The organism is Nocardia sp. NPDC051832 (assembly GCF_040681285.1).
GTDB lineage: Bacteria > Actinomycetota > Actinomycetes > Mycobacteriales > Mycobacteriaceae > Nocardia.
Genome location: NZ_JBFAYL010000002.1, coordinates 940,936 through 960,255 on the forward strand (window position 1 = coordinate 940,936; position 19,320 = coordinate 960,255).

Sequence of the window (19,320 nt, forward strand, 5' to 3'; positions counted from 1 at the left end):
AAATAACGCCAAGGAGAAGGCCGCCGTGAACGCCTCAGCCCCCCAGACCCTCGCCGTGCGCATCCTGGTGCCGGCCGGGACTACGGCCGGCGCTGCGGTGCGGGAGGCGGGCCTGCCCACCAAGGGCCCGGACACCGTCGTGGTGGTCCGGGACGCCGAGGGCGCGCTGAAGGATCTGTCCTGGATTCCGGAAGCGGACACCGAGGTGGAACCGGTCGGCGCCGATACCGAGGACGGCCGCAGCGTGATCCGGCACTCCGCCGCGCACGTGCTGGCCCAGGCGGTGCAGCAGGAGTTCCCGGAGGCCAAGCTCGGCATCGGCCCGCCGATCAAGGACGGCTTCTACTACGACTTCCAGGTCGAGCGTCCGTTCACCCCGGAGGATCTGGCCAAGCTGGAATCCCGGATGAAGAAGATCATCAAAGGCGCGCAGCGGTTTTCGCGCCGGGTGGTCGAGATCGAGGACGCCCGCGTCGAACTGGCCAAGGAGCCGTTCAAGCTGGAGCTGATCAACGACAAGTCCGGGATCGACGATCCCGAGGTGATGGAGGTCGGCGGCAACGAGCTGACCATCTACGACAACCTCGATCCGCGGACCGGCGAGCGCGTCTGGGGCGACCTGTGCCGGGGCCCGCACATCCCCACCACCAAGTTCATTCCGGCCTTCAAGCTGACCCGCTCCTCGGCCGCCTACTGGCGCGGTGACCAGGACCGCGAGGATCTGCAGCGCGTCTACGGCACCGCCTGGGAGTCGACCGAGGCCCAGGACGAGTACCTGCGCCTGCTCGAAGAGGCCGAACGCCGCGACCACCGCAAGCTCGGCCTGGAGCTGGACCTGTTCAGCTTCCCCGACGAGCTCGGCTCCGGCCTGCCGGTGTTCCACCCCAAGGGCGGCATCATCCGCAAGGAGATGGAGGAGTACTCGCGCCGCCGGCACGTGGCGGCGGGCTACGAGTTCGTCAACACCCCGCACATCACCAAGGGGCACCTGTTCGAGGTCTCCGGCCACCTCGATTGGTACAAGGACGGCATGTTCCCGGCCATGCACCTCGATGCCGAGCTGAACGACGACGGCACCGTGCGCAAGCCCGGCCAGGACTACTACGTCAAGCCGATGAACTGCCCGATGCACAACTTGATCTTCCGGGCGCGCGGCCGGTCCTACCGTGAGCTGCCGCTGCGGATGTTCGAGTTCGGTTCGGTGTACCGCTACGAGAAGTCCGGCGTGATCCACGGCCTGACTCGCGTGCGCGGCATGACCCAGGACGACGCGCACATCTACTGCACCAAGGAGCAGATGCACGCGGAGCTCACCAGCACCCTGGAGTTCGTGCTCGGTCTGCTCAAGGACTACGGCCTGGACGACTTCTACCTGGAGCTCTCCACCAAGGACCCGAAGAAGTTCGTCGGCTCCGACGAGCTCTGGGAAGAGGCCACCGAGACCCTGTCCAAGGTCGCCTCGGCCTCGGGCCTGGAGCTGGTCCCGGATCCGGGCGGCGCCGCGTTCTACGGCCCGAAGATCTCCGTGCAGTGCAAGGACGCGCTGGGCCGCACCTGGCAGATGTCGACCATTCAGCTCGACTTCAACCTGCCCGAGCGTTTCGAGCTGGAGTACACGGGCTCCGACGGCGGCAAGCATCGCCCGGTGATGATCCATCGCGCGCTGTTCGGCTCCATCGAGCGGTTCTTCGGCGTGCTCACCGAGCATTACGCCGGCGCCTTCCCGGCCTGGCTCTCGCCGGTCCAGGTGGTCGGCATCCCGGTCGCGGAAGCCTTTGCCCCGCACCTGGATTCGGTGATCGAGCAGCTGCGGGATCGGGGCATCCGCGCCCAGGTCGACCGCAGCGACGACCGGATGCAAAAGAAGATCTTCAACAACACCGCGCAGAAGATCCCGTTCATGTTGCTGGCCGGCGAGCGGGACGTGACCGCCGGCGCGGTCAGCTTCCGGTTCCGGGACGGGACCCAGGTCAACGGTGTACCGGCCGCCGACGCGGTGGCCACCATCGAGGCCTGGGTGCGCAACCGGGTCAACGATTCGCCGACGGCTGAGGGCTTCGACATCGTTCAGGCCGGGCAATGACCGAGAGCGACTTCGAAGACAGCATCGTGGATCGCGGCGCGGGGGAACCCGATCGGCTGCAACGGCTTTGGACGCCCTATCGGATGTCCTATATCGCCGAAGCGGCCGCCGCCCCGCGCCCCGCGGACGCGAGCGGGCACCCCTTCACCGACATCCCCAAGATGTCGGACGAGGACGGATTGATCATCGCCCGTGGCGAATTGGTGTATGCGGTGCTGAACCTCTACCCGTACAACCCGGGTCACATGATGGTCGTGCCCTACCGCCGGGTCGCCGACCTCGAAGCGCTCACCGACGCGGAAGCCCTGGAGCTGATGGCGTTCACGCAGCGCGCGATCCGGGTGATGAAGAGCGTGTCGCGTCCGCACGGTTTCAACGTCGGGCTGAATCTCGGTGGCGTGGCGGGCGGTTCGCTCGCCGACCATCTGCACCAGCACATCGTGCCGCGCTGGGGCGGCGACGCGAACTTCATCACCGTCGTGGGCGGGGTGAAGGTGATGCCGCAGCTGCTTCGGGAGACCAGGGCGCTCCTGGCTGCCGCCTGGAAAGAGACGGAATAGCCGCGTGCTGAGCTTCTTCGGTCGCGAAACGTTCGCGAAAGCGACTGCGCCGCTGGGCAAGGCGCTGGTCAAGACCGGGCTCACCCCCGACGCCGTGACCGTCATCGGCACCACCGCCTCGATCGCCGCCGCCGTCACCCTGTTCCCCTCCGGGCACCTGTTCTGGGGGACCATGGTGATCTGGCTGTTCGTCATGTTCGACATGCTGGACGGCGCGATGGCGCGGGCGCGCGGCGGCGGCACCAAATACGGTGCGGTGCTCGACGCCACCTGCGACCGGGTGGCCGACGGCGCCATCTTCGGCGGACTCGCCTGGTGGGCGGTGTATCACGAGCACAACCGGTGGCTGTTCTTCGCCACGCTCGTGGTTCTGGTCACCTCCCAGGTGATTTCGTACGCCAAGGCGCGCGCCGAGGCCAGCGGGCTCTCGGCCGACGGCGGCTGGATCGAGCGGCCGGACCGGCTGATCATCGTGCTCGTCGGGGCCGGGCTGACCGGCATCGGCGGACACTGGGGTATCGAATGGCTCACGTGGGCAGTGCATGTGGCGATGTGGATCCTCGCGGTGCTGAGCATCGTGACGGTGTTCCAGCGCGTGCTCGCCGTGCGGAATTCGCCCGGCGCGCGCGATGTCATCGCACCGGCGCGGCCGCAGGCTCCGGAGGCGCCGTGACCGGCGCCTGTGCGCAACAGGAGGATTCGGGGGATGAGTGACTTGCAGGCGATGCTGACCGATCGGGCCTACGCCGCCGGATGGCGGTTGGTGCGGGCGCTGCCGGAGCAGGCGGCGCGCAATCTCTTCAACGCGGGCGCGGATCGTTTCGCGGCCGGCGGCGGGCCGAAACAGTTGCGGCGCAACCTGGCTCGCGTGCTGAGCGTGACGCCGGAGCATGTGCCGGACGAGCTGGTCCAAGCCAGCATGCGGTCCTACGCCCGGTACTGGCGGGAAGCGTTCCGGCTGCCCGGCATGGACCATGCCGCACTGGGGCGCGAGCTGTCGGTGCAGGACATCCACCATCTGGAGGCGGCGCTGGACGCCGGGCGCGGCGCGGTCTGCGTGCTGCCGCACTCCGGGAACTGGGATATGGCCGGGGTATGGCTGGTGCAGAATCACGGCACCTTCGCCACCGTCGCGGAACGGCTGAAGCCGGAATCGCTGTTCGAGCGGTTCGTCGAGTATCGGGAAAGCCTCGGTTTCGAGGTGTTCCCGCTCACCGGCGGGGAACAACCGCCGTTCGAGGCGCTGGCCGAGCGGCTGCGGGCGAACAAGGTCGTCTGCCTGATGGGGGAGCGGGATCTCACCGGTAAGGGTGTGCCCGTGGACTTCTTCGGCGAACGCACCTGGATGCCCGCTGGCGCCGCGAAACTGGCGATCGAGACCGGCGCGGCGCTGATCCCGGTGCACACCTGGTTCACCGTCGGCGCCGACGGCCGCGAAGGCTGGGGCATGAAGACCGAAGCGCCGCTGGATGTTTCGGTCGGCGTGGCCGCGGCGACGCAGGCGCTGGCGGATCGGTTCGCCGCGAATATCGCCACCCACCCGGCGGATTGGCACATGCTGCAGCCGCTGTGGGAAGGCGATCTGTCCGCCGAGCGCCTGGCTCGCATCGCCGCCGTCCAGGATCCCCGATGAAAATCGGCATGGTCTGCCCGTATTCGTTCGACGTGCCGGGCGGCGTGCAGGCCCACGTGGTCGAGTTGGCCCGGGTGTTCATCGAACGCGGGCACAAGGTGAGCGTGCTCGCGCCGGCCTCCGAGGAGACGCCGCTGCCGGATTTCGTGGTGTCGGCGGGGCGGGCGGTGGCGATTCCGTACAACGGGTCGGTGGCGCGGCTGTCGTTCGGGCCCATGGCCTACACCAGGATTCGGCGCTGGATCGACGGCAACGACTTCGACGTGCTGCACATTCACGAACCGAACGCGCCGTCGCTGTCGATGCTGGCGTTGAAGATCGCCGAGGGGCCGATCGTCGCGACGTTCCACACCTCGACCACGAGGTCGTTGATACTCAGTACTTTTCAGGGTGTGCTGCGGCCGTATCACGAGAAGATCAGCGGGCGGATCGCGGTGTCGGAGCTGGCGCGGCGCTGGCAGGTCGAGGCGCTCGGGTCGGACGCGGTGGAGATTCCCAACGGTGTCGATGTGCCCGCGTTCGCGCGGGCCCCGATGCTGTCCGGCTATCCGAGACCCGGTGGGACCGTGCTGTTCCTGGGCCGCTACGACGAACCGCGCAAGGGGATGGCGGTGCTGCTGGGGGCGCTGCCGGAGCTGGTGCGCCGGCATCCGGACGTGCAGATCCTCATCGTCGGGCGAGGCGACGAGGCGGATCTGCGCCGCGAAGCCGGGCCGCTGGCCGAGCACCTGCGATTCCTCGGGCAGGTGTCGGATGCGGAGAAGGCTTCGGCCATGCGCAGCGCCGATGTCTACGTGGCGCCGAATCTCGGTGGCGAGAGCTTCGGCATCATCCTGATCGAGGCCATGGCCGCCGGAACCGCCGTGGTGGCCAGCGAACTGGACGCGTTCCGCCGGGTGCTGCGCGACGGCACCGCCGGAATGCTGGTCCCGGTCGGCGATTCGGCCCGGCTGGCCGCAGCCCTCGATACCCTGCTCACCGACCGCGAACGCCGGGAGGCGCTGGTGCACACCGCGAATCAGGTTGTCGGCGAATACGATTGGCCGGTGGTCGCCGAGCAGATCCTGCGGGTCTACGAGACCGTCACCGTCGGCCACACCCGGGTGCGGGCCGCCGGATGATTACTTTCTCCGCCACCACGGTCCTCGTCCTCGCGCTGATCGCGGCGGTCGTGCTGTCGATCGGCGTCTGGGCCTACTCCACCGCCAATCGGCTGGACCGCCTGCACGTGCGCTCCGATCAGTCCTGGCAGGCGCTGGACAGCGCCCTGGCCCGGCGCGCGGTCGTCGCCCGCGCGGTCGCGCTCGCGATCGCCGACGCCGAGCAGGCCAAACGCCTGTCCACGCTGGCGGCGCAGGCCGAACGCGCCTGCCGCACCGACCGCGAAACCGTCGAGAATCAACTCTCCGCGGCGCTGTCCGTGGTCGACATCGGTGAGCTGCGCCCGCAGCTGGTCGCCGAGCTCGCCGACGCCGAAGCTCGCGTCCTGATCGCCCGCCGCTTCCACAACGACGCCGTCCGCGACACTCTCGCGCTGCGCACCCGCCGCCCGGTCCGCCTGCTGCACATCGCCGGCACCGCGCCGCTGCCCACCTACTTCGAGATCACCGAGCGCGTCACCCCCGCCGCCTCCACCGGCCTCGAGGTCGACACCGTCCGCACCTCGGCCCGCGTCGTCCTGCTGGACGAGGACGACCGTGTCCTGCTGATGCGCGGCAACGACCCCGCCACCCCCGAGATCTCGTTCTGGTTCACCATCGGCGGCGGCGTCGAACCCGGTGAATCCCTGCGCGACGCCGCGGTCCGTGAACTCTGGGAAGAGACCGGCTACGAGGCCAACCCCGCCACCCTGCGCGGGCCGATCTGGCGCCGCGTCGCCGTCTTCCCCTTCAACCGCGAACTCATCCGCGCCGAGGAACTCTTCTACGTCCTGCGCGTCCCCGCCTTCGAACCCGAACCCGGCAACTTCACCACCATCGAACGCCGCTCCATCACGGCCAACAAATGGTGCACCCCCGCCGACATCGTCGCGATCGACCAATCCGGCGAAACCGTCTACCCCTACCATCTGGAAGACCTGCTTCCCGCGGCCATCGCCGCGGTCGCCAGCGAGGCGGAGCTGGAAGTCACCTCGATCCGCTGATTCCATTCACCGGGACTGAACGTATTCGGTTCGGGGACAACCATTGTCAGCGATGAGACCCGAGTCTAGCCTTAGATCTCATGAACGCCGGCAATGGTGGCAGGCAGCCGCGAATCGCCATCGTCGGCGCGGGGATCTCCGGGATCTGCATGGGCGCCGAGCTGTTGCGGGCGGGTCTGGGCGATTTCACGATCTTCGAGAAAGCCCACGATTACGGCGGCACCTGGCGGGACAACACCTATCCGGGTTTGGTGTGCGACGTTCCATCGCGGTACTACCAGTTCACCTTCGCGAAGAATCCGGACTGGACGCGGCTGTATCCCAGCGGCGCGGAGGTCAAGGACTATCTGGTGCGGGTGGCCCGGGAATCGGGGCTGGACAACCACATTCGGTTCGGCTCGGAGGTCATCGGCGCTCGGTTCGATGATTCCGGCTGGTGGGTGACGACGCTCGACGGCAGCGAGCGTTTCGATTTCCTGGTGTGCGCCACCGGGTTTCTGCATCGGCCCCGGATCCCGGAGATCACCGGGCTGGACGGCTTCGCCGGATCGGTCTTCCATTCGGCGCGCTGGGATCACGCCGTCGACCTCACGGGCAAGCGGGTCGGGATCATCGGGTCCGGCTCCACCGGAACGCAATTGGTGAACGCGCTGGCGGGGCAGGTGCCGCGCGTGACTTTGTTCCAGCGCACCCCGCAGTGGATTCTGCCGACCGCCAACCGCCAGATCTCCGCGGTCACCAGGATGCTGCACCGGCGAATTCCGGTCCTGGGGGCCGCCGCCTATCTATTGTGGCGCGAACTGTTCGGCTTGTTCTCGAAGGGATTGATCGCGCCGGGGTTGACCCGCACGCTGATCGGCCGCGTCGTCGCGGCGAATCTGCGCACGGTGCGCGACCCGGAACTGCGCCGGAAGCTGACGCCCGACTACGAGCCCATGTGCAAGCGGCTCGTCGTCTCCGACGGCTTCTATCGTGCCGTGCAGCGGGCGGACGTCGAGGTCGTGACCGCCGGTATCGAGCACGTCGATCGGACCGGCGTGGTCACCGCGGACGGCGTGCACCACGAGCTCGACATCCTGGTGCTGGCAACCGGATTCGACTCACACGCCTACATGCGCCCGATGGCGATCACCGGCGCGCGCGGGCACACTCTCGACCAGGCCTGGGCAGCGGGCCCACAGACCTTCCAGGGGTTCATGATTCCGGACTTCCCGAATCTCTTCACGCTGATCGGGCCGTACAGTCCCTTCGCCAACCATCCGCTGACCGCGGTCGCCGAGGTTCAAGCCTGGCGTATCACGACCTGGATGCAGCGGTGGCGTGCCGGCGAATTCGAGACCGTGGCACCCACTGCGGCCGCGCACGCGCGATTCCTCGCGGGTCTGCGTGCCGCCATGCCGGGCACGGTCTGGACCTCTGGTTGCCAGAGCTGGTACCTCGGCGCGGACGGGCTGCCCGAACTGTGGCCGTCGAGTCCGGCCGCCTACGAAAAGCTGATCCGGCGGCCGCCGGATCGCGACGACTACCACCTGGGTCACCGGATCCAGACAGTGAAGGCCGACTGATGCGCATCGATGTCCCCCCGCCGCTCCTGCGAAAAATGTTGTGGCTCATGGCTGGTTGGCTGTTCGCGGGCGGCGCGGACTGGCCTGCGGTCCGGAGCCGGATGGCGGTCGGCGGACCACTGGCGGGTCCGCCGCGCGGCGTCCGGGTCGTCCACTCCGAGCTCGACGGCGTGCCCTGCGAAATCCTCACCCCGCCGGGCGGGACCACCGATACCGCGCTGCTTTATCTGCACGGCGGCGGCTTCGCGATCGGCTCCGCGCAGACGCACCGCTCGCTGACCGGGCATCTCGCCGTCGCGATGAACGCCACCGTGTACGCGCTGAACTACCGGCTGGCGCCCGAAAATCCTTACCCCGCGGCCAACGACGATTGCCTGGCCGCCTACCGGGCGCTGCTCGCGCGCGGTATTCCCGCCGCGCGGATCGTGGTCGCGGGCGATTCGGCGGGCGGCGCGCTGAGCCTGGATCTCGCGTTGCGCGCATCCGCGCAGGGGCTGCCCGGGCCGGCTGCGCTCGGATTGATCTGCCCGGTCCTCGATTTGAGCGCCGAGTCCTCGGTCTTCACCGGTCCCGCCGACCGCGAGCCGCTGCTCACCGCCGCCCTGATGCGCCGGTTCCTCGATGCCTACCTGCCTGACATGTCGCAGCGGGTTCGCCGGGAACTGTCCCCACTGCATCGGGAGCTGGCCGGCCTGCCCCCGATCGTGCTGCAGACTGCCGAGGACGATCCGCTGCACGGCGACGCCCTGCGCCTGGCCGATCGGCTCCGCGATTCCGTTGTGCCGCTGGGATTCCGGAGCTATCCCGGGCTGTGGCATGCCTTCCACGCGGTGCCCATGATGTCGGCTCGGGCTCGGGCGGCACTCGACGAGCTGGCTGCCGCGCTCACGGCAGCAGGCGACGCGCCGCGCCGGTAAGCATGCCGCGCACCAGCTCGGCACTCTGATTCATCGTGCACATGCTGGTGAACGCGGCCAGCAGCAGATGCCCCAGCAGATAACCGACCTGCTCGCGGTCGGGCGGAGCCAGATCGTCGCCGATCAGCACGTCGAACCGCGCGAGCATGAAGGCGTAGAGCTCCTCGCGTTCCCGCTCGGCCGTCGGGTCGCCGGAGATCACCGCGAGCACCACGGCCGAGGTGAGCGGCAGGTCCGCGCCGGTGCGATCGATGATCGCGCCGAGCGCCGCCGCCATCGTGGCGGCGGCGCCGCCCGTAGCTCGTTGCGCGGGAACGGCATCGGTGGCCGCCCGGGCCCACTGCGCTCCGACGGCGGTGAGCAGTTGATCCTTGCTGCTGAAGTAGCGGTAGACCGTGGCGCGCGCGACCTGCGCCCGGTCCGCGACCTCGTGCATGGTGACCGCCGGATACCCGCCCGCGGTGGCCAGCTCCCGTGCCGCGGCCAGCAGCCGTTCGCGCCGCTCCCGCTGACTGGACGAGAGGGCGCGCACGGTGGTGAACGTGGCACGAGCGGAGGGATTCATGTGGTCATTCTGCTGGGTGGGATGGATTCCGGGTACCTGAGACGCGAGTCTAGACACCGATCTACAGTGTGCCGCAACAGCACCGAAAAGCTTGTCGCACTGGAGGAATCATGGCCGCACACACACCGGGCACCGGCGTCATCGTCACCGGCGGAGCGTCCGGAATCGGCAGGGCCTGCGCTCGGGCCCTGGCCGCGGTGGGCCGGCCGGTCGCGCTCTGGGACCTGGTGGGCGCCGCCGCCAAGGACGAGGCCGCCGCGATCGCCGAGGAGTTCGGCGTCGCCGCCCTCGGGGTCGGCATCGACGTCACCGATACCGCGGCGATCGACGCAGCGGTCGCCCCGACTCGCGAAACTCTCGGCAGCATAGGCGGACTCGTGCACGCGGCCGGCGTGGTGCGCGCCGAACCGGTCGGCTATCTGGACGCGGAGAAGTGGGACGCCGTGCTCGATGTGAACTTGCGCGCCGAAGCGCTGCTCGCGCAAGCGGTCTGGGCGGATCTGACCGCGAACCCCGGCTCCGCGGTGGTCGGCATCTCCTCCATCGAGGCGTTCATCGGCCAAGCGTTCATTCCCGCCTACGCGGCGTCTAAGGCCGGGCTGCTCGGGCTCACCCGCTCGATGGCACACCTCGGCGGCTCGGTCGGCGTCCGAGTCAACGCGGTGTGCCCCGGCTATATCGACACGCCGATGCTGCGCAACGGTGTACCGCCGGAGTACATCGAGGCGCAGGCGGCGAAGTCGATTCTGGCCCGGCTCGGCCGGCCCGAAGAGGTCGCTCAGGTCGTGCGGTTCCTGATGAGCGATGAGGCGTCCTTCGTAACCGGCACCGAGATCGTGGTCGACGGCGGCACCATGGCCACCGGCGGGCAATAGCAGCTCGGCGATCAGTCGAATGTGCAACCGCTGAGCGGTTTTCCGGCCAGCCGGTCGAGCAGGTACGGGATGACATTGTCGACGAAGCCGTCGATGAGTTCCGGCCCGAAGTGGTTGGGGATGGTGGCGCCGGGGAGGATGGCGGGCAGATGATTGGTGCGGAAGGTGACGGTGGCGCCCCGCGCGCACCAGTCCTGAGCCAGCTGGCGGACCTGGGCGTAGGGGATGGTGTCGTCGTTGATGCCGCTGGTGACCAGGACGGGGACTCCGGGAGTGCGATGGCCGATCCGCTGCTCGGCGAGAATCGCGGCGGCTTCGGGGAGTTCGCGCAGGTGATCCGGTAGTGGGCGGCCGTCCACGGTGAGCTGGGCGGTGCGCAGGAACGGCCGCTTCAGGATGACATCGCCGATGCAGTCGTTGGCGAGCGCGTCCAGCGTCGCCTTGCCTCCTGGCGTGACACGGCGATCGACCTCGGTCGCCAATGCCGGGTACCGGTCCCGGAAACCGTTGAGGGCGAAGCCGATCGCGCCGCCGATCAGATTGCCGCTGTCGATCTGGCCGATCACCGCGAACAGGTCCGCGGGTGGCGCCCCGGCCCAGACGCCCTTCAGATCGAGTTCCGGTGCGTACTCCGGCTGCAACTCCGCGGCGGCGGCCGTCGCGCCGCCGCCCTGGGAGTAGCCCCAGAACGCCAGCGGTGTCGCGGATCCCGTGCCCGCCAGGTGGCCGGCGGCACGCGCGGCGTCGAGCACCGCGTGCGCGGACTCGGTCCGGTTGACGTAGGTGTGGATGCCCGGTGTGCCCAGGCCGATGTAGTCGGTGATGAAGACATTCGCGCCCAGCCCGCTCCACGCGGCGAGCGCCACCGCCTCCTGGTTCGGCGACATCGAGCGCCGGTCCAGATCGACGATGAAACCGGTCGATACCGCGACCGACGCGGCGCACTGGTCGCCCTGGCCGACGGTGCCCGGCGCGATCACGATCGTCGGCCGCGCGCCCGCGCCCTGCCACGGGCGGGTGCCCGCTACATAACTGCCGGTGACGGCTACCGGTGTGCCGTCCTGACGCTGTGAGGTGTACATCACCCGCTGGCCGGCTACCGGCCACTCGGTGCCGGGGACGGTGGCCAGTACCGACATCGGCTCGGTCCGGATGATCGAACCCGGCGTGCCGGCGAACTGTGCGGGCGGATGATAGAACGCGCTGACCGGTTCGGCCGCGGCATCGGTTGCGCCCGTGACGATTCCGGCGGCGGCGCAGCAGGCCAGCGCGGTGCTCAGCGCGAGGCGGCGTAGTCGCGGTGGGGTAGTGACAGCGTGCATGGGTTTCTCCAGATATTCGCTCGCGCACCGGTGCGCGAGGTTGTTCGGTGACCGGAAGGTCAGATCACAGTTCCGACGTCGTGGGCGACGAGGTTGTCCAGGGCGCGTTCGGCGACGGCCGCGATGGTCATGGACGGATTGCAGGCGGCGGCGTTGCCGGGTAGCAGCGCGCCGTCGACGACGTAGAGCCCGCGTTGCCCGAGCACCCGGCCGTCGAGATCGCAGACCGTGCCCATGCAGGCCCCGCCGAGTGGATGCCAGGTCGACGGGAACAGGGCGTTGGTGTCGGTGAGAGTGCTTCCCGCACCGGCGATCCGGTTGGCGGTCGGGCCGATGTGCTGATCGAAGGTGTACTTGTCGCCGTCCGCCGGCCAGTGCAGGATGGCGTCGTCGGTGCGCGAGTCGTAGACGAAGCGGCCGCGGCTGTCGCTGACGCCGTAGCCGACCAGCATCGTGCTGTGCGCGTCCAGGGGCATCGGTGGCGTAGAGGCCTGGATGAGGGTGTGCGCGCTGTGCGGGTCGTCCCAGTTCAGGCTGCCGTAGACGACCGGGCCACCCTGTGCCGCGCCGAATTCCTCGGTGAGGTTGGTCCATACGTAGATGCGGTCGGCGTTGGTGCCCCAGCCTTGCCCGAGGTTGTCGGGCAGATCGGGGATCTGCCCCTTGGCCGCCGCGCGCACGAGCAAGCGGGTGGTGTTGAGACTGCCCGCCGCCAGGACCAGGGCGTCGGTGGTGAGAATCTTGTTCTCCAGCACCGCGCCGGTGGTGTCGATGCGATCGATGTGCACCAGCCAGCGCCCGTCGGCGGCGCGCTCGACATCGGTGACCTGGTGCAAAGTCTCGACGGTGACTCGCCCGGTCGCCTCGGCTCGCGCCAGATAGGTGACGTCGACCGAATGCTTGCCGCCGTTGTTCACGCCGAGCGCGCCGGAACCGTTGGTGTAGGAGGCCGCCATCTCCCCGCGCAGCTCGGCGAGCGCGAAATTCCAGTCGATCGGCATCGGGATCTTCGACAGCGGCAGTCCGGCCCGGCGCACGTGCTCGGCGAAGATCCGCGGAGCCGCATAGGTGGGGCTGGCGATGAGTTCGTCGGGCGCGACGGCCAGGCCGAGCATGCGCTCCACCCGCCGGTAGTGCACCCGGTCCATCGTGGCCCAGTCCAGTTCCGGCGGCAGGTGCGCGTTGAAGACCGCCTCGGCGGGCTGGAGCGACATCCCCTGGTAGATCAGGGATCCGCCGCCCACGCCGGCGGCGCACAGTGCGGTCATATTCACCCCGGACACCGCGTCGATCAGTCCGGTGTAGCGCTCGACGTCGAGGCTGCTGCCGAAGGGGCTGCGCATGGACTGGTGCCAGAGCATGCGCGGGTCGGGACGCGTCGGGTTCGGAAATGTGTCCGCGCCGGGCCCGGTCGGCCAGCGGATCCCGCGTTCGAGCACGGTGACCGGTACCCCGGCCTGCGCCAGCCGCAGTGCGGCCACGCCGCCGCCGAACCCGGAGCCGACCACGACGACGCGATGATCTTCGCGGGTGAGCGGGACTCTGCTGGGCGTCGCACCCGCGGTCCGCGTGCCCAGGAGCATGGCTCCGGCCGCGGCCGCCCCGGTCAGCAGTGACCGGCGCGATATCTCTGGCATACAAGAACTCTCGATCGACCCGGATGAGTAACTCGGTTACTCAAGTAACGGCGTTACTGTAGCGGGGTGAGCAAGGACACGGAAGAGGCTCTGAAAGCCAAGATCATCGACGTGGTCCGCGTACAGCTGGAAACCGAGGGCTACGACGCGGTCCAGTTGCGCGAAGTGGCGCGCCGCGCCCGGGTCTCGCTGACGACGATCTACAAGCACTTCCCGACCCGCGACGAATTGATCGTGACGACGCTCGAGGCGTGGATGGCGGACAACGCCTATGTCGCCATGGAATCCCCGCCGCCGGGGGAGTCGATCTACGACGGCCTGATGCGAGTGATCCGGCACGTGTTCGAGCCCTGGGAACGGCATCCGCGGATGCTGCGGGCCTACCATCGCGCGCGCACCGGGTCCGGCGCCCAGCGCCTGGACAACCATGGCCTGGACGCCGTGCTTCCGATCGCCGCCGCCGTACTCGCGGGGGCCGAGGAGGCCTATCTCCAAGACATCGCCACGATCCTGTCGAACATGGTGTTCGCGCTGCTCGGGCAATGCGCCGACGGCACCCTCGAGGTGGCTCAGGCGCTGCCGTTGATCGAACGCGCCGTCTATCGGCTCACCGCCGACAATGTCCCCGAGGCGACCGCGGCCGTGGCCCGGCGCGCGTCCGCGAGCCCGGCGACGCCGGCGTTGGGCCCCGAGATCGCCGCGCCCTATCGCCGCAGCGGCCCTCCGGAGGCGTGACCAGAACGGTGTGATCTGCTTCACGATCCCGTCGGCTTCGGGACTGGATCGGTGCCCGGAGGGTAAACCGTTCGGGACGCACCCGGCACCGGGTGTCGGCGTTCCAAAGGTTTTGGGGCGGTCCCTGTTCGGCCAGCGGAGGTAACTAGCTCATGTCGTACATGCTCTACGATTTCCTGTTGCCCCTGCTGGGCCCGGCTGCCGCGGAGTATTGGGCGACGCTGCTGGTCGTCGCCCCGCTCTGACGGCGGTCCTCAGGGACCAGGCCAGTGGTGTTCAACTGGCTATCTAGTGGCTTTCTGAGCGGGCCTAGAATTGGGTCGATACTTCTTCAGCGATCCGATTGGCACACATGACTCAGGAGACTGCCGTGACCACGCCCGAGACCACCAACACCGTCGGCACCGCCCGCGTGAAGCGCGGCATGGCCGAGATGCTCAAGGGCGGGGTGATCATGGATGTGGTTACCCCCGAGCAGGCCAAGATCGCCGAGGACGCGGGCGCCGTCGCCGTGATGGCGCTGGAGCGCGTCCCCGCCGATATCCGCGCCCAGGGCGGTGTGTCCCGGATGAGCGACCCGGACATGATCGAGGGCATCAAGGCCGCCGTGACCATCCCGGTCATGGCCAAGGTGCGCATCGGCCACTTCGTCGAGGCGCAGATCCTGCAGAGCCTGGGTGTCGACTACATCGACGAGTCCGAGGTGCTGACCCCCGCCGACTACGCCAACCACATCGACAAGTGGCAGTACACCGTGCCTTTCGTCTGTGGCGCCACCAACCTGGGTGAGGCGCTGCGCCGCATCACCGAGGGCGCGGCGATGATTCGCTCCAAGGGCGAGGCCGGCACCGGCGACGTCTCCAACGCCACCACCCATATGCGCCAGATCCGCGCCGAGCTGCGCAAGCTGCAGGCGCTGCCCAAGGATGAACTGTTCGTCGCGGCCAAGGAACTGCAAGCGCCCTACGAGCTGGTGTGCGAGGTCGCCGAAACCGGCAAGCTCCCCGTGGTGCTGTTCACCGCCGGTGGCATCGCCACCCCGGCCGACGCCGCGATGATGATGCAGCTCGGCGCCGAGGGCGTCTTCGTCGGCTCCGGCATCTTCAAGTCCGGCAACCCCGCCGACCGCGCCGCCGCCATCGTCAAGGCCACCACCTTCTACGACGACCCCGACGTGCTCGCCAAGGTCTCCCGCGGCCTGGGCGAAGCCATGGTCGGCATCAACGTCGACGAGATTCCGCAGCCGCACCGCCTCGCCGAGCGCGGCTGGTAATCAGCTGGGGCGCTGGGTAGTCGATTGCTGGGGGGATGCGAAAGGTCAAGGGGTGCAGACATGAATCGGTGGCGGGGCGGGCCCTTCGCCGTGCGCCCGCTACCAGCGCGCATACCCTCCAGCTAACGCCAGCTACTTTTCCAGGAGTGGGGTGCGGCAAATTTACTGCCAGCAGATTCGCGGCTACTGTTTGCAGTGAATCACCGGTGAGCACAGTCGAATACACGCTTCTGGCAAGGAGTCCGCATGCTGGAAATCGACCAGTTCACCTATGGCTGGCTTACTCCCGTTCTGGCCTACGTCATGTCGGTCACCGGTTCGTTGCTGGCGCTCCGCTGCATGGTGCGGGCCCGCACCGGCGACGGGCACGGCGGCTGGATCGCGATCGGTGCGGTCGCGCTCGGCGGCACCGGGATCTGGGTTATGCATTTCATTGCGATGCTCGGGTTTTCGGTCCGCAACGCCACCATTCGCTATGACATTCCGGTCACCCTGTTCAGCGCCGCGATCGCGATGGGCGTGGTGTGGGTCGGCCTGTCGATCGTGGTGCGGCGGCACGGCGACATCCAGGCGCTGCTGACCGGCGGCGCCATCACCGGGCTCGGGGTGGGGGCCATGCACTATTCCGGCATGTACGCGATGAAAACCGATGCGGCCGTTCGGTACGACCCGTGGATCGTGCTGCTGTCACTGGTGATCGCGGTGGTCGCCGCGACGGCCGCGCTCTGGTTCACGCTGCATGTGCGTGGCCTCGGGGCCACCATCGGGGCGGCGCTGATCATGGGGATCGCCGTGTGCGGAATGCATTACACCGGAATGTTTTCCATGCAGGCGCATGTCGCCGAGCACATGCACGCACCGGCCGGAGCGCAGGCCGGGCAGCTGCTTACCCCGCTGATCGTGGCGGTCAGCATGGTGACCATGGTGACGCTGTTGCAAGTCGGGCTCAGCGAGATCGACGAACCGGACCTCAGCCGGATCGCGGGGCAGCGGGCCAGCCGGTACTGGCCGAGCCAGGACGGCGGCGACCGCGGACCGTCCGACGAAACCGCTAGAGGGACATTTCGGCATCGGCATCGGCGGTGGTGAGGTCGAAGAGCCGGGCCAGGGTGATCGCGGTGAATTCGTCCAGGGGATAGAACAACTCGATCGCCAGCTCCGACAGCGTGATATCCGAGGGCGCGCCGAAGGTGACCATCGTGCTGAACATGCGTAGCTCGCCCATCGGGGTCGCGATCCGCAACGGCACCAGGAACGGGGTCGGATCGCCCGGGTCGGCTTCGGTGCCGGGCGGCACCGGATAGCGGGAGACCTCCTCGTACAGGTCGCGCAGGATCGGGTCGCCGGTGGTCTGGACCTGGCGTAACAGCCGGTCCAGCAGGAACTCTCGCACCTGGCCGTGGTTGATCATGTAGCTGGTGGCGCTCGAGCTGCCCGGGTGCAGGGCGAGGCGATACATATTGGGCCGCTCCAAGAGCTGCTCGTCGACCTCGTCGCGGAACAGGCCCATCGCGCGGTTCGTGGTGACGACGTTCCAGTATCGATCGACCACCACCGCGGGATACGGTTCGTGCGCGGTGAGCATGGCATCCAGCGCGGTGCGCGCCGAGGAGAGTTCGGCGTCGTCCAGACTGCTCTCCCGGTACTCCGGGGCGAACCCGCCTGCCAGCAGGATCGAATTCCGTTCGCGCAGCGGCACTTCCAAGACATCGCAGAGCTTCAGCACCATGACACGGCTCGGCTGCGCCTTACCGGTCTCGATACACGACACGTGCCGCGCCGAACTCTCGGCGGCCAGCGCCAGCTCCAGCTGACTCCACCGCCGCCGCTGCCGCCACTCCCGCAGCAGCGCACCCACCGGAGATTCCCGCACCGAACCCGTCACCCCGACAGGTTATCGACCGCGGGGTCCGCACCTCCATGACCTCTGAGGTCATTGAGGCCATGACCGCCGAGTGGCACCGTCGCTGCCATGACGACTTCGACGATTCTCGACACCGGCCCCGGATTACGAACGACACTGCGGGTAGACGGCTGGAGCACCGGCGCGTTCGGTGTCTTCCTGCTGGCCGCCGCCCCCGTCCTGCGCGACCCGCTCGGCCTGCCGGCTTCCTGGTCGGTGCCCTTCGGCGTCGCCATGCTGGGCGGCGCGGCGGCCCTGTTGCTCATCGCGGGTTACCAGGAGATCCCGGCACGCCTGTCCGGCGGCGTGGTCGCGGTCAACGCCGTGTCCGTGGTGGTGCTGGTGGAGCTCGCCTTCGTCGGCCTGATCCCGCTGACGGCTTGGGGGAGCGCCTTCCTGCTCGTGGGTGCGGCATTCGTCGCGACCTTCGCCGCCCTCGAATACGCGGGCCTACGCCGTGGGGACCGGTGAGATCATGACCGACGAAACAGCAGTCCTTGAATTGCTCCGCACCCAGATGGACGCCTGGGCCGCCGGCGACGGCGCCGCCTTCGCCGCGACCTTCACCCCCGATGCCGACTTCGTCTCGGTCATCGGTGAATTCATCCGCGGCCGCGCCGAACTCGCCACCGTCATGCAGGAGGGCTTCGACGGGTTCATGAAGGGCACCCGCATGGCCGAACCCGACACGCGCACAATCCGATTCCCCACGCCCGACACCGCGGTCCTCGTCACCGTCGGCGACAAACCGATGCCGCCCGGCGCGGCCGCCCCGCCCGAGGCTCGATCCGTCCAGACCCGGGTCGCGGTGCGCGCCAACGGGACCTGGTTGTTCACCACTTTCCAAAACACGCGCATCAGCCAGTTCCCGACGTGAGCTAGGCCGCCACCCGTACCGCCGGTCGGTCCGGATGATCCCAGGCAACCAGGATGTCGGGCTCGGCGTCGCCGGTGCGCTGATGCGTACGCACGGCGTCGACGGTGAACAATTCGGCCGGGTCGGTGCGTCGGCGCAGCGCACCCTCCGACATACGCAGCGCCACGGAGAGATCGAATGCGAGACTCCGGCCGAGCAGCATCGGCCCCGCCAGCAGCAGCACGGTATGCGGTGCGGCGGTGCGGATCCGGGCCCGCGCCGACCGGTCGGTGCGCTCGTCCCACAGAGCGGGCAGCCACTGCCCGTGCCGCCGGAGCGCGACCAGCACTTCGCGATTCACCCCGTCGTAGTCGAACCATGCAGTGCGATAGGTGAACTCGTCGGTCGGATCGTATTCCAGGCGCAGGGAGGCCGGGCGCACGAAATCGTGCAGCGACACCACCTCGGCCGGGCGCCCGCCGGTCCGGAGTCGCTCGGCTACCTGCCGCGCAAGAGCGAGGGGGTCCGCGGCATCGGCTCCGTCGACCGCGATCACCGCGTGCCCCGCCAGCTCCGTCGCACGCGCGGCGATCAGATCGGCCAAGGCGGAGGGCGTGATGGCGGTGAACTCGGGCACCGCACCATCATGCTCGAACTCTTCGACCCGGCTCACAGCTGTCTTATCGTTCCCACAGAGCCACTGGATAGCTTCAGGATTCGACTCTGATCGAACAAAGGACGAGCAGTTGAAGCTTCGCAACACCGGACGTATCGCCATCGCCGGCCTGGCCCTGGTGGCCGCGCTCGGCCTGACCGCCTGCGGCAGTGACGACAAGCCGGACTCGAAGCCGACGAGCACCAGCACCACCAGTGCTCCGGCTACGAGTGCCGCGAACCTGCCGCCGGTTCCGACCGCAGCCGAGTTGAACGCCCAACTCCAGAAGGCTCTCGATCCGAGCGTGCCGAACGCGGAGAAGCTGGGCTGGATCCAGGGCGCCGAAGCGGACCCGGAACTGCCGAACCGCCTCGCCGAGGCCTACAAGAGCACCAACGCCAGCATCGAGGTCACCGATGTCACCGCCTTCGGCGACACCGTGAACGCCAAGGCGAAGCTGGTCTTCAACGGCCAGGAGAACATCGCTGACGTGCCCTTCGTCGCCGAGGACGGCAAGTGGAAGGTCCAGAAGACCTGGGTTTGCCAGATGCTCCAGCTGGCCAACCAGCCCTCGGCGGCCTGCCCCGCCTGATCGCAC

Annotated in this window: 20 protein-coding genes; 15 read left to right on the forward strand and 5 right to left on the reverse strand. The window is 68.5% G+C overall.

Features of this window, described 5'->3' with window-relative positions; genetic code table 11:
• Positions 1–25 precede the first annotated feature (25 nt).
• The 8 genes from thrS to AB0M14_RS14270 all read left to right on the forward strand — a co-directional run bounded on the left by thrS (position 26) and on the right by AB0M14_RS14270 (position 8,901).
• Positions 26–2,083 carry a threonine--tRNA ligase gene (gene thrS, locus AB0M14_RS14235; RefSeq protein WP_364993891.1) on the forward strand — a complete coding sequence of 686 codons (2,058 nt, stop codon included), beginning with the start codon at positions 26–28 and terminating at the stop codon, positions 2,081–2,083.
• Positions 2,080–2,643, forward strand: a complete 564-nt coding sequence (locus AB0M14_RS14240) for an HIT domain-containing protein (RefSeq protein ID WP_364993894.1) — start codon at positions 2,080–2,082, stop codon at positions 2,641–2,643. Before thrS ends, AB0M14_RS14240 begins: the two co-directional genes overlap by 4 nt.
• A gap of 4 nt (positions 2,644–2,647) precedes the next feature.
• The gene (pgsA, locus tag AB0M14_RS14245) at positions 2,648–3,316 is read left to right on the forward strand and encodes a phosphatidylinositol phosphate synthase (protein ID WP_364993897.1); all 669 of its coding nucleotides are present in this window, start codon (positions 2,648–2,650) and stop codon (positions 3,314–3,316) included.
• Positions 3,317–3,349: 33 nt separating this feature from the next.
• A complete protein-coding gene (locus AB0M14_RS14250; protein WP_364993899.1) occupies positions 3,350–4,276 on the forward strand; it encodes a phosphatidylinositol mannoside acyltransferase in 927 nt (308 codons plus the stop codon).
• Entirely contained in the window at positions 4,273–5,397 is a 1,125-nt protein-coding gene (locus AB0M14_RS14255; protein ID WP_364993902.1) for a glycosyltransferase family 4 protein, read from the forward strand. Before AB0M14_RS14250 ends, AB0M14_RS14255 begins: the two co-directional genes overlap by 4 nt.
• The gene (locus AB0M14_RS14260) at positions 5,397–6,419 is read left to right on the forward strand and encodes an NUDIX domain-containing protein (protein WP_364995776.1); all 1,023 of its coding nucleotides are present in this window, start codon (positions 5,397–5,399) and stop codon (positions 6,417–6,419) included. Before AB0M14_RS14255 ends, AB0M14_RS14260 begins: the two co-directional genes overlap by 1 nt.
• A gap of 80 nt (positions 6,420–6,499) precedes the next feature.
• Positions 6,500–7,984 (forward strand): NAD(P)/FAD-dependent oxidoreductase, encoded by a 1,485-nt coding sequence (locus tag AB0M14_RS14265; RefSeq protein ID WP_364993905.1) that lies wholly within the window; start codon positions 6,500–6,502, stop codon positions 7,982–7,984.
• 47 nt (positions 7,985–8,031) lie between these two features.
• Entirely contained in the window at positions 8,032–8,901 is an 870-nt protein-coding gene (locus tag AB0M14_RS14270) for an alpha/beta hydrolase (protein ID WP_364993908.1), read from the forward strand.
• Here AB0M14_RS14270 and AB0M14_RS14275 read toward each other — a convergent pair.
• On the reverse strand, positions 8,870–9,466 hold the full coding sequence (locus AB0M14_RS14275) for a helix-turn-helix domain-containing protein (protein ID WP_364993911.1): 597 nt from the start codon (positions 9,464–9,466) through the stop codon (positions 8,870–8,872). The two genes, AB0M14_RS14270 and AB0M14_RS14275, sit on opposite strands and share 32 nt — an antisense overlap.
• A 110-nt stretch (positions 9,467–9,576) precedes the next feature.
• Here AB0M14_RS14275 and AB0M14_RS14280 point away from each other — a divergent pair, with 110 nt between their 5' ends.
• Positions 9,577–10,341 carry an SDR family oxidoreductase gene (locus AB0M14_RS14280; protein WP_364993914.1) on the forward strand — a complete coding sequence of 255 codons (765 nt, stop codon included), beginning with the start codon at positions 9,577–9,579 and terminating at the stop codon, positions 10,339–10,341.
• An 11-nt stretch (positions 10,342–10,352) separates the two neighbouring features.
• Here the strand turns inward: AB0M14_RS14280 and AB0M14_RS14285 are convergent, their stop codons facing one another.
• Both AB0M14_RS14285 and AB0M14_RS14290 read right to left on the reverse strand, forming a co-directional pair.
• The gene (locus tag AB0M14_RS14285) at positions 10,353–11,663 is read right to left on the reverse strand and encodes a lipase family protein (RefSeq protein ID WP_364993917.1); all 1,311 of its coding nucleotides are present in this window, start codon (positions 11,661–11,663) and stop codon (positions 10,353–10,355) included.
• Between the two features lie 59 nt (positions 11,664–11,722).
• Complete coding sequence (locus AB0M14_RS14290) at positions 11,723–13,300, reverse strand: GMC oxidoreductase (RefSeq protein WP_364993919.1); 1,578 nt, start codon at positions 13,298–13,300, stop codon at positions 11,723–11,725.
• A gap of 66 nt (positions 13,301–13,366) precedes the next feature.
• On the opposite strand from AB0M14_RS14290, the gene AB0M14_RS14295 reads away from it, so the two are divergent.
• From AB0M14_RS14295 to AB0M14_RS14305, 3 genes are all read left to right on the forward strand, one after another.
• Positions 13,367–14,035 carry a TetR family transcriptional regulator gene (locus AB0M14_RS14295; RefSeq protein WP_364993922.1) on the forward strand — a complete coding sequence of 223 codons (669 nt, stop codon included), beginning with the start codon at positions 13,367–13,369 and terminating at the stop codon, positions 14,033–14,035.
• A 370-nt stretch (positions 14,036–14,405) separates the two neighbouring features.
• Positions 14,406–15,308 carry a pyridoxal 5'-phosphate synthase lyase subunit PdxS gene (gene pdxS, locus AB0M14_RS14300; protein WP_364993925.1) on the forward strand — a complete coding sequence of 301 codons (903 nt, stop codon included), beginning with the start codon at positions 14,406–14,408 and terminating at the stop codon, positions 15,306–15,308.
• 246 nt (positions 15,309–15,554) lie between these two features.
• Complete coding sequence (locus tag AB0M14_RS14305) at positions 15,555–16,397, forward strand: MHYT domain-containing protein (RefSeq protein ID WP_364993927.1); 843 nt, start codon at positions 15,555–15,557, stop codon at positions 16,395–16,397.
• Here the strand turns inward: AB0M14_RS14305 and AB0M14_RS14310 are convergent.
• Positions 16,360–17,193 carry a helix-turn-helix transcriptional regulator gene (locus tag AB0M14_RS14310; protein WP_364993930.1) on the reverse strand — a complete coding sequence of 278 codons (834 nt, stop codon included), beginning with the start codon at positions 17,191–17,193 and terminating at the stop codon, positions 16,360–16,362. The two genes, AB0M14_RS14305 and AB0M14_RS14310, sit on opposite strands and share 38 nt — an antisense overlap.
• Positions 17,194–17,280: 87 nt before the next feature.
• Here AB0M14_RS14310 and AB0M14_RS14315 point away from each other — a divergent pair, with 87 nt between their 5' ends.
• A complete protein-coding gene (locus tag AB0M14_RS14315; RefSeq protein ID WP_364993932.1) occupies positions 17,281–17,682 on the forward strand; it encodes a hypothetical protein in 402 nt (133 codons plus the stop codon).
• Between the two features lie 4 nt (positions 17,683–17,686).
• The gene (locus tag AB0M14_RS14320) at positions 17,687–18,088 is read left to right on the forward strand and encodes an SgcJ/EcaC family oxidoreductase (RefSeq protein WP_364993935.1); all 402 of its coding nucleotides are present in this window, start codon (positions 17,687–17,689) and stop codon (positions 18,086–18,088) included.
• A 1-nt stretch (position 18,089) separates the two neighbouring features.
• On the opposite strand, the gene AB0M14_RS14325 is transcribed toward AB0M14_RS14320, so the two are convergent.
• The gene (locus tag AB0M14_RS14325; RefSeq protein WP_364993938.1) at positions 18,090–18,704 is read right to left on the reverse strand and encodes a hypothetical protein; all 615 of its coding nucleotides are present in this window, start codon (positions 18,702–18,704) and stop codon (positions 18,090–18,092) included.
• 109 nt (positions 18,705–18,813) lie between these two features.
• Between AB0M14_RS14325 and AB0M14_RS14330 the strand changes: the two genes are divergently transcribed.
• Positions 18,814–19,314, forward strand: coding sequence for a hypothetical protein (locus AB0M14_RS14330; protein ID WP_364993941.1), 501 nt, complete (start codon positions 18,814–18,816; stop codon positions 19,312–19,314).
• The last annotated feature ends 6 nt before the right edge of the window (positions 19,315–19,320 follow it).

Excerpts from the sequence above, each read along its gene's own strand:
- AB0M14_RS14240 (WP_364993894.1), top strand. The coding sequence starts at position 2,080 with ATGACCGAGAGCGACTTCGAAGACAGCATCGTGGATCGCGGCGCGGGG.
- AB0M14_RS14250 (WP_364993899.1), top strand. The coding sequence starts at position 3,350 with ATGAGTGACTTGCAGGCGATGCTGACCGATCGGGCCTACGCCGCCGGA.
- AB0M14_RS14255 (WP_364993902.1), top strand. The coding sequence starts at position 4,273 with ATGAAAATCGGCATGGTCTGCCCGTATTCGTTCGACGTGCCGGGCGGC.
- AB0M14_RS14265 (WP_364993905.1), top strand. The coding sequence starts at position 6,500 with ATGAACGCCGGCAATGGTGGCAGGCAGCCGCGAATCGCCATCGTCGGC.
- AB0M14_RS14270 (WP_364993908.1), top strand. The coding sequence starts at position 8,032 with ATGGCTGGTTGGCTGTTCGCGGGCGGCGCGGACTGGCCTGCGGTCCGG.
- AB0M14_RS14275 (WP_364993911.1), bottom strand. The coding sequence starts at position 9,466 with ATGAATCCCTCCGCTCGTGCCACGTTCACCACCGTGCGCGCCCTCTCG.
- AB0M14_RS14280 (WP_364993914.1), top strand. The coding sequence starts at position 9,577 with ATGGCCGCACACACACCGGGCACCGGCGTCATCGTCACCGGCGGAGCG.
- AB0M14_RS14285 (WP_364993917.1), bottom strand. The coding sequence starts at position 11,663 with ATGCACGCTGTCACTACCCCACCGCGACTACGCCGCCTCGCGCTGAGC.
- AB0M14_RS14290 (WP_364993919.1), bottom strand. The coding sequence starts at position 13,300 with ATGCCAGAGATATCGCGCCGGTCACTGCTGACCGGGGCGGCCGCGGCC.
- AB0M14_RS14305 (WP_364993927.1), top strand. The coding sequence starts at position 15,555 with ATGCTGGAAATCGACCAGTTCACCTATGGCTGGCTTACTCCCGTTCTG.
- AB0M14_RS14315 (WP_364993932.1), top strand. The coding sequence starts at position 17,281 with ATGACGACTTCGACGATTCTCGACACCGGCCCCGGATTACGAACGACA.
- AB0M14_RS14320 (WP_364993935.1), top strand. The coding sequence starts at position 17,687 with ATGACCGACGAAACAGCAGTCCTTGAATTGCTCCGCACCCAGATGGAC.